Genomic DNA, 12,865 nt, shown 5'->3' with positions numbered 1-12,865 from the left:
GCGCACCCTACAAGAGCCGTCAGATGCTGTCGCGCAGCCGGTACCAGGCCTTGCCGGCCGCCTCCAGCGGTGCGCGCAGCAGGTCGCCGCCGGGGAAGCGCGGGTTGTCGATGGCCTGGTAGATGTCCAGCAGGCGCGAGTCGCCGAGGATGGTGTCGGCGACCGCCCGCGCGCCGGCCAGGGTCGGCAGCACGCCGTGGCCGGAGAAGCCTTGCAGCCAGTATTTCTGGCCGGTCCGGCCGATGTCCGGGGTGCGCCTCATGGTGCAGTCGATATGCCCGCCCCAGCCGTAGTCGATCTGCACGCCGCGCAGTTGCGGGAACACCCGTTCGAGGTTGGGACGGGTGGCCGCGGCGACGTCCTTGGGCAGGCCGCCCAGGTAGGTGCAGCCGCCGCCGAACAGCAGGCGGTGGTCCGGGGTCAGGCGGAAGTAGTCGGGGACGAACTGGTTGTCGATCACGCAACTGTTGCGCGGCAGCAGCGAGCGGGCCAGCTCCGGGTCGAGCGGCGCGGTGGCTACCTGGTAGGAGCCGACCGGCAGCAGGCGCGCGGACAGCGAGCGGTCGAGGCGGTCGACATAGGCGTTGCAGGCCAGCACCAGCACGTCGCCCTTCACTTCGCCCTTGTCGGTGCGGACGACGTAGCCCTCGCCGCTCTCGTGCCAGTCGAGCGCCTGGCTCTGTTCGTAGATCCGCCCGCCGGCCCGTTCGATGGCCCCGGCCAGGCCCTGGGCCAGCTTCAGCGGGTTGAGGTGGGCGGCTTCGGGATCGTAGAGGGCGGCCTGGTAGCGCGGGCTGGCGATCCACTCCGGCAGCTCGTCCTTGCCGATCAGGCGCATCACGTCGTAGCCCCATTTCTCCACGGCTTCTTCCTGGGCTTCCTGGAGCAGGCGCACGCGGCGCGGCAGCACGGCGGTCCACAGGCTGCCGACCCGGTAGTCGACGTCGAAGCCGTGGCGCTCGGGCAGCTCGCGCATTTCGGCGGCGGCCCAGCGCATGCTGTCCCACAGCTCGCGGGTGCGTTCGCGGCCCAGGGACTTTTCCAATGGCGGCATGTCGCAGGACCAGCCGAGCAACGCCTGCCCGCCGTTGCGCCCGGAGGCGGCCCAGGCGATGCGGCTGGCCTCCAGCAGGACCACGCGCTTGCCGGCCAGGGCCAGGCGCAGGCCGGTATGCAGGCCGCTGAAGCCGGCGCCGACGATCACCACGTCGCAGTCTTCGCGGCCTTGCTGGGTGGGGCGCAGCGGGATGGCGGCGGGAAAGGTGCCGGCGTAATAGCTGGCGACATGCTGGGCGGATTGCTTGAACATGGCGGCCTCGTGAAATTTTATTTATGTAATTTCATGAAAAAGTACACAATAAAATTCATGAAGCCAAGCTTGGTGGGTGGATTGGTGTTCGGCTGGGGTTTTGGGGGCGTTAGGGACCGGATTGTTGCTGGTAGGTGGACGAAGGGTGCGAAAGGTCGTGCAGGCCTGGCATTCAGCCCCTCACCCCAGCCCTCTCCCGAGGGGAGAGGGAGCAGATCGGAGTTGCGGTCATGGCACGGTGCTTATCGACACCTCGGACGGCCCCCTCTCCCTCCGGGAGAGGGCTGGGGTGAGGGGCGGAGCCGGGATCGATGACGAACTCTCCAGCCCCACAGCCCGTAGCCCGAGCCTTTTCGTCCAGCCTCCAAGCGCTCTTTTCGATAGCGCCCTAAGCCCGCAGGTGCTCGCTCAGGTAGTCGAGGAAGCAGGCGATCCGCGAGGCCAGCGCGGTGTTGCGGTAGTACACCGCGTGGATCGGCTGGCGCACTTCGACGCGATGTTCGGCCAGCACCTCGACCAGGTTGCCGCGCTCGCGGTCGGCGTCGGTCATGAAGTCCGACAGGCAGGCCAGCCCTTCGCCGGCCAGCGCCAGCAGGTGCACGGTGTCGCCGCTGGAGGCGCGGATCGACGGGGTGATGCGCCAGCGCTCGCCGAGGGCGTGGCGCAATGGCCAGTCGTTGAGGCTGTCCGGCTGGGTGAAGCCGATCAGGCTGTGCTCGGCCAGTTCCTCCACCATGCGCGGCGTGCCGTGGCGTTCCAGGTAGGCCGGGCTGGCCAGCACCCGGCGGCGGCTGTGACAGAGTGGTCGCGCGTGCAGGGTGGAATCGCCAAGCGGGCCGATGCGGATGGCCACGTCGGTGCGTTGTTCCAGCAGGTCGATGATCTGGTCGCTGCTGTGCAGTTCCAGTTCGATCTCCGGGTAGCGGGCGCGGAAGCCGCCGATCAGCGGCACGATCACGTGCAGCATGAACGGTGAGGCGGTGTTGACCCGCAGGCGCCCGGCCGGCTTCTGGCGGCGCACGCGCATCTGTTCCTCGGCGTCCTCGACGCTGGCGAGGATGCGCCGCGCCTGGGCGAGGAATGCCTCGCCCTCTTCGGTCAGCTCCAGGCGCCGGGTGGTGCGGCGCAGCAGGGTGACTTCCAGCTTGTCTTCCAGGCGGGCGAGCGCGCGGCTGACGCCCGAGGCGGTCTGCGCCAGGTGTTCGGCGGCGGCGCTGATCGAGCCGCTGTCGACCACCGTGGTGAAGGCCTGGAGTTCGTCGAGGGTGGTTTTCATGGGGCGGGTTCCGGGAGGCTTTGGGTGTGCTTTATTGGGTCCCCGCGAACGCGGGGACCCAAAAACAGCCGTTCCTGCATAAAAGCGATTCGTGATCGGCGGGCAAGTATTTCCACGCGAGAGTCGACTTTTCCGCATGAGTCTGGCGTGGACGAAGCGTGCCATCAAGTCGTCCTACCCTTCGATCACCAGGCGACTCTGCTCATCCTCCAGCTTGCGTAGTTCCCGCTCCACCTGCGGCCGGGCGCGGCGCAGCACCAGGCTGCGACCTTCCCCGTCGAGGCGCCGGGCTTCCTCGTGGAGCATGCTCACCCCGGCGTAGTCGATGAAGTTCACGTGATGGGCGTCCAGCACCAGGCGCCCGGCGCGGCTGCGCTGGATCAGCCGTTGCAGGTAGGGGCAGGCGCCGAAGAAGATCGATCCCTCGATGCGCAACACTTCGTCCTCGCCCTCCTTCGCTTGCAGCACCCGAGGCCGCGAGGTGCGCTTGAGGTAGAAGAACAGCGACGCCAGCACCCCGGCGTAGATGGCCGTCTGCAATTCCAGCAGCAGGGTGGCGGCGCAGGTCAGCGCCATCACCGCGAACTCCGCCCGGCTGACCCGCCAGAGCTGGCGGATGCCGCGCGTATCCAGCAGCCCCCAGCAGATCAGCAGGATGCTCGCCGCCATGGTCGGTAGCGGGATGTGGGCGATCAGGCGCGCGCCGAGCAGGGCGAAGAGCGCCACCCAGAGCGCCGAGAACACCCCGGCCAGGGGCGACCGGGCGCCGGCCTGGAGGTTCAGCGCGGAGCGGGTGAAGGAGCCCGCCGAGAGATAGCCGGAGAACCAGGCACCGATCATGTTGGACAGGCCCTGGCCACGGGTTTCCCGGTTGGCGTCCAGCATCTGCCCGGACTGGCTGGCCAGGGCGCGGGCAATGGACAGGCTGGTGACCATCCCGAGCAGGCCGCAGGCCACGGCCGAGGGCAGCAGGCGCAGGATGGTCTCGGCATCGAAGCGGATCGCGGCCAGGGGCGGCAGGCTGCCGCTGAACGGCGCCACCCGCTCGACCCCGGCGAAGACGCCGGGCAGCGCCGCCACCAGCAGGCTGCCGGCGACGATGCCGATCAGCAGCGCCGGCAGGCGCGGCCACAGGCTCCGTACCAGGACCGACAGGCCCAGGGTCAGGGCCGCCACCAGCAGCGAAGGCCAGTGCACCTCGCGCACGTGCCCGGCCAGTTGCAGCGTGGTCTGCCAGGCGGTGGCGCGGCCTTCCAGGTTGGCCAGGCCCAGCAGGTTGGGCACCTGGCCGAGGGCGATCACCAGCGCCGCGCCGAGGGTGAAGCCGAGCACCACCGACTGCGAGACGAAGTTGGCCAGGACGCCGAAGCGCAGCATCCCCAGCAGCCACTGGAAGGCGCCGGCGATGAAGGTGAGCAGCAGCACCAGGCCGATGTAGTCCTGGCTGCCGGGCAGGGCCAGCGGGCTGACGCTGGCGAACAGCACCACCGAGATGGCCGCCGTCGGCCCGCAGATCAGGTGCAGCGACGAGCCCCACAGGCAGGCGACGATCACCGGCACCACCGCCGCGTAGAGCCCGTACTCCGCCGGCAGCCCGGCGATCAGCGCGTAGGCGATGGATTGCGGCAGGGCGAGGATGGCGCCGGTCAGCCCCACCAGCGCATCGCGGCCGAGGCCGCGCGGGCGGGTGGCGGGGAGCCAGGCGAGGAAGGGGAAGAGGTCGGGGAGTTTCATTGGCCTGGTTGGTGACGCGTGGCTGGGTTAGGGATGGAGAAGAGGTTGGGGTCCGCCCCTCACCCCAGCTCTCTCCCGGAGGGAGAGGGGACCGTCCGAGGTATCGATAAACACCGTGCCATGACCGCAACTCCGATCTGCTCCCTCTCCCTTCGGGAGAGGGCTGGGGTGAGGGAGCGTGAGAGAGAACAACTCCATGTTAGGAGACGGATTTGCCCCAATAACACCCCTTGCCCTCAGAGCTTCGCCTTCACCGCCGCCGCCCCGTCCCCGCCATCGCGGGCGGTGACGCCTTCCAGCCAGCCGTCGATCGCCGCCGGGTTGGCCTTGAGCCAGTCCTTCACGGCCGCGTCGTTGCTGGCGTTGCCGTTGAGCACCTGGTTCATGATGGCGTTCTCCATGTCCTGGGTGAAGCGCAGGTTGGCCAGCAGCCTGGCCACGTTCGGGCACTGCTCGGCGTAGCCCTTGCGTGCCAGGGTGTTCACGCTGCCGCTTTCGCCGAAGTACTTCTCGCCGCCCTTGAGGTAGGCTATGTCGAACTGCACGTTCATCGGGTGCGGGGTCCAGCCGAGGAAGACCACGAACTGGTCGCGCTTCACCGCCCTACCCACCTGCACCAGCATCGCCTGTTCGCTGGACTCCACCAGTGTCCAGCCGCCGAGGCCGAATTCGTTGCCGGTGATCATCTGCCGGATCGATTCGTTGGCCGGCGCGCCGGAGCCGATACCGTAGATCTTGCGGTCGAACCGGTCGGCGAATCTTTCCAGGTCGGCGAAGGTCTTCACGCCGGCGTCATGGACGTAGCGCGGCACGGCCAGGGTGTACTCGGTGCCGCTGAGGTTCTGCGCCAGCTTGTCGACGCTGCCGGTGGCGACGAACTTGTCGTAGTTGCTCTGCTGGGCCGGCATCCAGTTGCCGAGGAAGGCGTCGATCTGCCCCTTGTGCAGGCCGGCGAAGATGATCGGCACCGCCAGGGTCGGGGTTTCGGTGCGGTAGCCCAGGCCGTTCAGGAGGAAGCGCGCCACGCCGTTGGTCACGGCGATGTCGCTCCAGCCCGGATCGCCCAGCTTCACGGTGGCGCAACGGGCGTCCTCGGCCTGGGTGTTGAACGCCAGGCCGGCCAGCAGCATGGCGCCGGCGAGCACTGCATTGATCGTCTTCATGCCATGGTTCCTCGCAAGAGTGGGGTCAGGGTCGGGGGAAGCGCGCGCGGCGCTCCAGGTCGTCCAGGTCGATGTGATTGCGCATGTACTGCTGGCTGGCGTCCACGAAGGGCTGGTGGTCCCAGCTCTTCAGCCTGCCGTGTCGCAGGGCGTCGGCGACGAAGCGGCGGCGGCGCTGGCTGGCCAGGGTGGCCTGGTGGATGGCCGGGATGTTCCAGCGCGCGCGGGCTTCAGCCAGGAAGGCGTCCAGCAGCGCCCGATGGTCGGCGGAACCGGCCAGGTTTTCCAGTTCCTGCGGGTCGTTGGCAAGGTCGAACAGCAGGCAGGGGTCCTGTTCCGAGTAGATGAATTTCCAGGGGCCGCGGCGGATCATCATCAGCGGGCTGGCGGTGCCTTCGGCCATGTATTCGCCCAGCACCTCGTCATGGCCGCCGCTGCCTTGCAGGTGCGGCAGCAGGGAGCGGCCGTCCAGCGGCAGGCTGGCGTCCAGCTCGCCGCCGGCCAGCTCCACCAGGGTGGGCAATAGGTCGACCGTGGACACCGACTGGCCGACCCGCCGCGCCTGGAAGCGGCCGGGGGCGTGGACCAGCAGCGGCACGCGGGCGGCCATCTCGAACCAGTGCATCTTGTACCAGAGGCCGCGCTCGCCAAGCATGTCGCCGTGGTCGCCGGAGAACACGACGATGGTGTCCTGCGCCAGGCCGCAGTCCGCCAGGGTCTTGAGCAGGCGGCCGACCTGTTCGTCGACGTAGCTGCAGGCGCCGTAGTAGGCGCGTCGCGCATCGCGGATCTTGTGCTCGGGCAGCGGCTTGCCCCAGAGGTCGATGACCTTCAGCAGGCGCTGGGCGTGCGGGTCCTGCTCGGCGTCGGCGAGGTGCACGCGGGGCAGCTCGATGTCTTCCTCGCGGTACAGGTTCCAGTATTCCTCGGGGATGGTGTAGGGGTCGTGGGGATGGGTCAGCGACACGGTCAGGCAGAAGGGCTGGCCGGTGTCTTCGCGCACGTGGTCGTAGAGGTACTGGCGGGCCTTGAACACCACCTCCTCGTCGAAATCCAGTTGGTTGGTGCGCACGCAGGGCCCGGCCTGCAGCACCGAGGACATGTTGTGGTACCAGCTCGGACGCACGTCCGGCTCGTCCCAGTTCACCGCCCAGCCGTAGTCGGCCGGGTAGATGTCGCTGGTCAGGCGTTCCTCGTAGCCGTGCAACTGGTCCGGGCCGCAGAAGTGCATCTTGCCGGACAGCGCGGTGCGGTAGCCCAGGCGGCGCAGGTGGTGGGCGTAGGTGGGCACGTCGGCGGGGAAGTCGGCGGCGTTGTCGTAGGCACCGATCTTCGATGGCAACTGGCCGCTCACCAGGGTGAAGCGCGACGGGGCGCAGAGCGGGCTGTTGCAGTAGGCCGATTCGAACAGCACACCCTCGGCGGCGAGGCGCGCCAGGTTCGGCACCTTGATCGGCGACGGCGCGTAGAAAGGCAGCAGCGGCGCGGCCATCTGGTCGGCCATGATGAAGAGGATGTTGGGGCGTTTCATCGTTCGCTTATCCATACCGTCGAATTATGCGAGAGTGCTGTCAGCGATGATTGCGCCAGCAGACTCCTCGGTAAACCGCACGACGGAACATGACTCGGATAAGCGAATCTTATGGCAGAACCGCAACCTGAACTCTCCCTGGACCTGCTGCGGGTATTCGAATCCGCCGCCCGCCACCTGAGTTTCACCGCCGCCGCAGTGGAGCTGGGCACCACCCAGCCGGCGGTGAGCCAGCAGATCCAGCGCCTGGAGAAACAACTGGCGACCCGCCTGTTCGACCGCGTGTATCGCGGTATCGAACTGACCGACAGCGGCCGCCTGCTGTTCGGCCATGTGCAGGAGGGGCTGCAAGCCATCAGTGCCGGCCTGGAAGCCATCGGCTCGCAGCCGCAGCACGAGGTGTTGCAGGTGGCGACCGACTTCGCCTTCGCCGCCTACTGGCTGATGCCGCGCCTGCACCGCTTCCACGAAGCGCACCCGGATATCGACGTCAGCATCGTCACCAGCGATCGCACCATGAACATGCTGCGCCCGGACGTGGACATCGCCATCGCCTTTGGCGACGGCCGCTTCAAGCGCGGCGAGGCTTTGCTGCTGTTCCGCGAGGAGGTCTTCCCCATCTGTAGCCCGCGCCTGCTGGCCGGGCGCGGCGGCCCGTTGCCGGCGGCCGCCCTCGCGGAGCTGCCGCTGCTGCACCTCAAGCCCGAGGTGCGGACCCGCTGGTTCGACTGGAACGCGTTGTTCCGTGCGCTGGGCATCGTGCAGCCGCCGGGCCCGGGCACACTGCGCTTCGACAACTACACCCTGCTGATCCAGGCCGCCATCGCCGGCCAGGGCGTGGCCATCGGCTGGCGCTACCTGGTCGATGACCTGGTCGACCAGGGCCTGCTGGTGCGCGTGCTGGACACCAGCGTCAGCTCGGATTTCGGCTATTACCTGGTACAGCCCGAGCGCAAGCGCCGCGCGCGGCTGATGCAGTGCTTCGTCGACTGGCTGCAACGGGAGCTGGGCGACGAGGCCCGCCAGGCCCAGCTCATCAAGCATCGGGAAGGAATCGCCTTATGAACCTGACCCCCACTCCCCGGATCAAGGGCTTCCACGCCCATGTCTACTTCGATGCGGACACCATCGACCAGGCTCGCGCGCTCTGCGAGGAAGCGGCCCGGCGCTTTCCGCTGAAGATGGGCCGCGTCCACGAAAAGTCCGTCGGCCCGCACCCCGACTGGAGCTGCCAACTGGCCTTCAAGCCGGAATTGTTCGGCGAGCTGGTTCCCTGGCTGGCGCTGCACCGCAACGGCCTGGTGGTGCTGGTGCACCCCATCACCGGCAGCGACCTGCGCGACCACCGCGACTATCCCATGTGGATGGGCGCGATGCGGCCGCTGGATCTGTCCTGCCTGTCGGATGGGGCGGTGGAGTATGACGTGTAGGGGGTGGGTGCTGGTTGTTGGGTCCGCCCCTCACCCCAGCCCTCTCCCGGGGGGGAGGGAGCTACTCCGTGGTGTCGGTCAGGTATCGTGCTGTGCCAAATCTTTCCGGCTGCTCGGAAGCAAAGCTCGAACGCCAAACTACCAAACCACACCGAACAGTCCCCTCTCCCCCTGGGAGAGGGTTAGGGTGAGGGAACGCGGCTGCGCCCAGTCCCCGAACTTACCCCCGAACGAAAGCCCACCCTACGGGGAGCGGCGTTCAGCGGCCGCCAGCAATATCGACCAGCGCCCCGGTGGTGTACGAGGCCTTGTCATCGAGCAGCCAGAGGATCGCTTCGGCGACTTCCTCGGCGCGTCCGGCGCGGCCCAGTGGGGTGGTCTTGCCGAGGCGTTCGGCGCGGTCCGGCTGGCCGCCGCTGGCGTGGATCTCGGTGTCGATCAGTCCCGGTCGCACGGCGTTGACCCGCACGCCCTCGCCGCCCAGCTCCTTGGCCAGGCCCCGGGTCAGCACGTCCAGCGCGCCCTTGGCGCCGGCGTAGTCGACGTATTCGAAAGGCGCGCCCAGGCTGGCCGCCACCGACGACACCACGACCATCGCCCCGCCCTGCCCGCCCCGGCTCTTCGCCATGCGCCGGGCGCCTTCGCGGGCGGTCAGGTAGCTGCCCAGCACGTTGACCCGGAACATCCGCTCCAGCCGTTCGCCGGACATGTCCATGAGCGGCAGCGGCGGTGCGACGATACCGGCGTTGACCACCAGCCCGCGCAATGGGCCGAGCGCTTCCGCTTCCTCGAAAATACGCAGCACGTCGGCTTCGATACTGACGTCGCCCTGCAAGGTGATGGCGCTGCCGCCGGCCTGGGCGATCTCGGCGACCACGGCGTCCGCCGCGGCCTGGTCGTTACGGTAGTTGACGCCCACCGCCCAGCCGCGCGCGGCGGCCAGCAAGGCGGTGGCGCGGCCGATGCCGCGACTGGCGCCGGTTATCAGGAGGGTTCGGCTCATGGGCTTGGCTCCGATGACGTGTCACGCCGCGCGGTGCGCGCCAGCCCATGGCCGGCGCGGGGTTCAGGCGCGGATGTTGTAGATCAGCTTCTCGTTTTCCTCGGCGTAGGCGCGCATGCGGGCCAGGTAGGCCTTCTGCTGCTGCCAGACCTTGTTGGCCATCGGGTCGGCCGCGGCGCTGGTCTCGACCACTTCGGCGGCCACTTCGCGCAGGCGATCGAGCACCGCGTCGGGCAGCCGGCGCACGTCGACGCCCTCGCTCTTTAGCTTCTCCATCGCTTCCATGTTGCGCGCGTTGTAGTCGTCGAGCATATCGCCGTTCACGTCGCGGGCGGCGGCGCGGACGATCGCCTTGAGGTCGTCCGGCAGGCTGTCCCAGGCCTTCTGGTGGACGGTCAGTTCGAAGGTCACGTTGGGCTCCTGCCAGCCCGGCGTGTAGTAGTACTTGGAAGCCTTGTGCAGGCCGAGGGCGAGGTCGTTGTAGGGGCCGATCCATTCGGTGGCGTCGATGGCGCCGGTCTGCAGGGCGGTGAAGATTTCCCCGGCCGGCAGGTTGACCACGGTGCCGCCCATCTTGGTCAGCACTTCGCCGCCGAGGCCCGGGGTACGCATCTTCAGGCCCTTGAAGTCGTCGACCGAGTTGATTTCCTTGTTGAACCAGCCGGCGGTCTGCACGCCGGTGGCGCCGCAGGCGAACGGCACGACGTTGAACGGCTTGTAGGCCTCCTCCCAGAGCTGCATGCCGCCGCCGTAGTGCAGCCAGGCGTTCATTTCCTGGGCGTTCGGGCCGAACGGCAGGGCGCAGAAGAATTGCGCCGCCGGCACCTTGCCCTTCCAGTAGTAGGGCGCGCCGTGGCCCATCTCGGCGGTGCCGCGCGAGACCGCGTCGAATACTTCGAGGGCCGGGACCAGTTCGCCGGCGGCATACACCTTGACCTTCAGGCGGCCGGCGCTCATCTCGTTGACCAGCCTGGCGAAGCGCTCGGCACCGACGCCGACGCCGGGGAAGTTCTTCGGCCAGGAGGTGACCATCTTCCAGGAGAAGGTCTGGGCCTTGGCGGTGCCTTCCGGCTGGCCGCTGGCGGCCTGTTTTTCATCCTTGCAGCCGGCGAGGGCGGTGGCTGCAAGGCCCACGCCGGCCGCGGCGAGAATGTCTCGACGTTTCATGGGGGTGCTCCTTTTGTTGTTGTTGTCGGATAGCGCATAAGAACCTGTCCATGATCTGCTGCGTGTCGGCTGGACGGCGTTGAAACAGGTCTCGGAATGCTCGTTTACAGCCATGAACCCGAAGGTTCCTCGGCCATGTTCGCCACCGTTTATCTCCAGCCCGCACGATCATGGACGGATTCTAAGGGATAACCCGATTTGCCCCGTCTAGGTTAGTCGCTACAACTAAAGTCGTAGGTTGATTGCGGCTGCAGAGCGTTGCTGGTCAGAATCGCGCCTGCGACCTGCCAATAATCACAACAAAAGGATCTGCCCCATGTCGGACTCCCCTCCCGCCTTGCTGCGGCTGAGCCGGGCCATCGATGCGCTGAACGCGTATTTCGGCCGGCTCTGCGCCTGGCTCACCCTGTTCATGGTCATGGCCACCGCGGCGGTGGTGGTGATGCGCTACGGTTTCGGCATCGGCGCCATCGCCCTGCAGGAGTCGGTGATGTACGCCCACGCCCTGGTGTTCATGGGCGCCGCCGCCTGGGCCCTGCAACGCAACGCCCACGTGCGGGTGGACATCTTCCACCAGCGTTTCAGCGGTCGCCGCCAGGCGCTGGTGGAGGTGCTCGGCACCCTGCTGTTCCTCATCCCGGTGTGCCTGTTCCTCGGCTGGAGCAGTTGGGACTACGTGGCCAACTCCTGGGCCACGCGGGAGGTGTCCAGCGAAACGGGCGGGCTGAAATACGTCTACCTGCAGAAGAGCATCATCTTGGTGCTGGTCGTCAGCCTGCTCCTGCAAGGCATCTCCGAACTGATCAAGGCCGGCTTCCTGATGGCCGGGCGGCTGCCGGAGGTGAAGCATGGCTGAGTTCATGGCGATCCTGCTGTTCGTCTGCATCTGCCTGACGCTGATGGCCGGTTATCCGGTGGCCTTCACCCTGGGCGGCGTTTCCCTGCTGTTCGCTGGTATCGGCATCCTCACCGGGACCTTCGACGCCAGCTACCTCAGCGCCGTGCCCAACCGGCTGTTCGGCATCATGAACAACCAGACCATGCTGGCCGTGCCGCTGTTCGTGTTCATGGGCGTGATGCTGGAGAAATCGAAGATCGCCGAGGACCTGCTGGAGTCCATGTCGCGGCTGTTCGGCCGGCTGCGCGGCGGCCTGGTGATCTCGGTGTGCCTGGTCGGCGCGCTGCTCGCCGCGAGCACCGGGATCGTCGGCGCCACGGTGGTGACCATGGGCCTGCTGGCCCTGCCGACCCTGCTGCGGCGCGGCTACGACCCGGCGGTGGCCACCGGCACCCTGGCCGCTACCGGCACCCTCGGGCAGATCATCCCGCCGTCGATCGTGCTGGTGCTGCTCGGCGACGTGATGTCCACCGCCTACCAGCAGGCGCAGTTGAAGATGGGCATCTTCTCGCCGAAGACCGTGTCGGTCGGCGACCTGTTCATCGGCGCGCTGTTGCCCGGCCTGCTGCTGGTCGGCCTGTACATCATCTATCTGATCATCGTCACCTTCGTGCAGCCGCAGAAGATGCCGGCCATCCCCAAGGAAGAGCTGGGCCAGGTGGAATGGGGCAAGCTGCTCGGCGCCCTGGTGCCGCCGCTGGGGCTGATCGTCGCGGTGCTCGGCTCGATCCTCCTCGGCTACGCCACGCCCACCGAGGCCGCCGCCATCGGCGCGGTCGGCGCCACGCTGCTGGCGCTGGCCAAGGGGCAACTGAACCTGAAGCAGTTGCGCGACGTCACCCACGGCACCACGGACATCACCTGCATGGTGTTCCTGATCCTGATCGGCGCCTCGCTGTTCTCCCTGGTGTTCCGTGGCTTCGGCGGCGAAGGGCTGATCGAGGAAGTCTTCCACTCCCTCCCCGGCGGCGTGGTCGGTGCTTTCTTCGTGGTGATGCTGGTGATCTTCCTGCTCGGCTTCATCCTCGACTTCATCGAGATCATCTTCGTCGTGGTGCCGATCATCGGCCCGATCCTGCTGGCCATGGGGCTGGACCCGGTGTGGCTGGGGGTGATGATCGCGCTGAACCTGCAGACCTCCTTCCTCACCCCGCCGCTCGGCTTCTCGCTGTTCTACCTGCGCGGCGTCACGCCCCGCACGGTGTCCACCGGCACCATGTATCGCGGGGTGGTCCCGTTCATCTGCATCCAGTTGCTGATGCTGGTGATCGCCTACTTCTGGCCGTCGCTGATCACCTGGTTGCCGAGCCAGGTGTATGGTTGATGGCGCTTGTTTCTGGACCCCCGCGTTCGC

The 12,865-nt window shown here is 67.6% G+C and carries 11 protein-coding genes; 4 read left to right on the top strand and 7 right to left on the bottom strand.

All coding sequences use genetic code 11. The annotated features are described in order from the left end of the window. Positions 1-19 precede the first annotated feature (19 nt). From PSEWESI4_RS05105 to betC, 5 genes are all read right to left on the bottom strand, one after another. Positions 20-1,309 carry an NAD(P)/FAD-dependent oxidoreductase gene (locus PSEWESI4_RS05105; RefSeq protein WP_187670103.1) on the bottom strand — a complete coding sequence of 430 codons (1,290 nt, stop codon included), beginning with the start codon at positions 1,307-1,309 and terminating at the stop codon, positions 20-22. A 388-nt stretch (positions 1,310-1,697) separates the two neighbouring features. Then, positions 1,698-2,585, bottom strand: a complete 888-nt coding sequence (locus PSEWESI4_RS05100) for a LysR substrate-binding domain-containing protein (protein WP_187670102.1) — start codon at positions 2,583-2,585, stop codon at positions 1,698-1,700. Between the two features lie 174 nt (positions 2,586-2,759). After that, the gene (locus PSEWESI4_RS05095) at positions 2,760-4,319 is read right to left on the bottom strand and encodes a SulP family inorganic anion transporter (protein ID WP_187670101.1); all 1,560 of its coding nucleotides are present in this window, start codon (positions 4,317-4,319) and stop codon (positions 2,760-2,762) included. A 236-nt stretch (positions 4,320-4,555) separates the two neighbouring features. Then, on the bottom strand, positions 4,556-5,482 hold the full coding sequence (gene choX, locus PSEWESI4_RS05090) for a choline ABC transporter substrate-binding protein (protein WP_408004275.1): 927 nt from the start codon (positions 5,480-5,482) through the stop codon (positions 4,556-4,558). Between the two features lie 25 nt (positions 5,483-5,507). Continuing rightward, positions 5,508-7,013, bottom strand: a complete 1,506-nt coding sequence (gene betC / locus PSEWESI4_RS05085) for a choline-sulfatase (RefSeq protein ID WP_187670100.1) — start codon at positions 7,011-7,013, stop codon at positions 5,508-5,510. Positions 7,014-7,124: 111 nt separating this feature from the next. On the opposite strand from betC, the gene PSEWESI4_RS05080 reads away from it, so the two are divergent. Further along, the gene (locus PSEWESI4_RS05080) at positions 7,125-8,078 is read left to right on the top strand and encodes a choline sulfate utilization transcriptional regulator (RefSeq protein WP_187670099.1); all 954 of its coding nucleotides are present in this window, start codon (positions 7,125-7,127) and stop codon (positions 8,076-8,078) included. Then, positions 8,075-8,443 (top strand): DOPA 4,5-dioxygenase family protein, encoded by a 369-nt coding sequence (locus PSEWESI4_RS05075; protein ID WP_187670098.1) that lies wholly within the window; start codon positions 8,075-8,077, stop codon positions 8,441-8,443. The genes PSEWESI4_RS05080 and PSEWESI4_RS05075 overlap by 4 nt, the downstream gene beginning before the upstream one ends. Positions 8,444-8,702: 259 nt before the next feature. On the opposite strand, the gene PSEWESI4_RS05070 is transcribed toward PSEWESI4_RS05075, so the two are convergent. Both PSEWESI4_RS05070 and PSEWESI4_RS05065 read right to left on the bottom strand, forming a co-directional pair. Further along, positions 8,703-9,446: an SDR family oxidoreductase gene (locus PSEWESI4_RS05070; protein ID WP_187670097.1), complete on the bottom strand. Its 744-nt coding sequence runs from the start codon at positions 9,444-9,446 to the stop codon at positions 8,703-8,705. 63 nt (positions 9,447-9,509) lie between these two features. Beyond that, a complete protein-coding gene (locus PSEWESI4_RS05065; RefSeq protein ID WP_187670096.1) occupies positions 9,510-10,613 on the bottom strand; it encodes a TRAP transporter substrate-binding protein in 1,104 nt (367 codons plus the stop codon). 316 nt (positions 10,614-10,929) lie between these two features. Between PSEWESI4_RS05065 and PSEWESI4_RS05060 the strand changes: the two genes are divergently transcribed. Further along, positions 10,930-11,469: a TRAP transporter small permease subunit gene (locus PSEWESI4_RS05060; RefSeq protein WP_187670095.1), complete on the top strand. Its 540-nt coding sequence runs from the start codon at positions 10,930-10,932 to the stop codon at positions 11,467-11,469. Continuing rightward, positions 11,462-12,835 carry a TRAP transporter large permease gene (locus PSEWESI4_RS05055; protein ID WP_187670094.1) on the top strand — a complete coding sequence of 458 codons (1,374 nt, stop codon included), beginning with the start codon at positions 11,462-11,464 and terminating at the stop codon, positions 12,833-12,835. The genes PSEWESI4_RS05060 and PSEWESI4_RS05055 overlap by 8 nt, the downstream gene beginning before the upstream one ends. Positions 12,836-12,865: the final 30 nt, after the last annotated feature.

The sequence above is a fragment of the Zestomonas carbonaria genome, from assembly GCF_904061905.1.
Classification (GTDB): Bacteria; Pseudomonadota; Gammaproteobacteria; order Pseudomonadales; family Pseudomonadaceae; genus Aquipseudomonas; species Aquipseudomonas carbonaria.
This window is presented reverse-complemented; position numbering and strand designations above follow the sequence as displayed.

What these genes read in the sequence shown, in the direction of transcription:
- PSEWESI4_RS05105 (WP_187670103.1), bottom strand. Translation starts at nt 1,309, where the DNA reads ATGTTCAAGCAATCCGCCCAGCATGTCGCCAGCTATTACGCCGGCACC.
- PSEWESI4_RS05100 (WP_187670102.1), bottom strand. Translation starts at nt 2,585, where the DNA reads ATGAAAACCACCCTCGACGAACTCCAGGCCTTCACCACGGTGGTCGAC.
- PSEWESI4_RS05095 (WP_187670101.1), bottom strand. Translation starts at nt 4,319, where the DNA reads ATGAAACTCCCCGACCTCTTCCCCTTCCTCGCCTGGCTCCCCGCCACC.
- choX (WP_408004275.1), bottom strand. Translation starts at nt 5,482, where the DNA reads ATGAAGACGATCAATGCAGTGCTCGCCGGCGCCATGCTGCTGGCCGGC.
- betC (WP_187670100.1), bottom strand. Translation starts at nt 7,013, where the DNA reads ATGAAACGCCCCAACATCCTCTTCATCATGGCCGACCAGATGGCCGCG.
- PSEWESI4_RS05080 (WP_187670099.1), top strand. Translation starts at nt 7,125, where the DNA reads ATGGCAGAACCGCAACCTGAACTCTCCCTGGACCTGCTGCGGGTATTC.
- PSEWESI4_RS05075 (WP_187670098.1), top strand. Translation starts at nt 8,075, where the DNA reads ATGAACCTGACCCCCACTCCCCGGATCAAGGGCTTCCACGCCCATGTC.
- PSEWESI4_RS05070 (WP_187670097.1), bottom strand. Translation starts at nt 9,446, where the DNA reads ATGAGCCGAACCCTCCTGATAACCGGCGCCAGTCGCGGCATCGGCCGC.
- PSEWESI4_RS05065 (WP_187670096.1), bottom strand. Translation starts at nt 10,613, where the DNA reads ATGAAACGTCGAGACATTCTCGCCGCGGCCGGCGTGGGCCTTGCAGCC.
- PSEWESI4_RS05060 (WP_187670095.1), top strand. Translation starts at nt 10,930, where the DNA reads ATGTCGGACTCCCCTCCCGCCTTGCTGCGGCTGAGCCGGGCCATCGAT.
- PSEWESI4_RS05055 (WP_187670094.1), top strand. Translation starts at nt 11,462, where the DNA reads ATGGCTGAGTTCATGGCGATCCTGCTGTTCGTCTGCATCTGCCTGACG.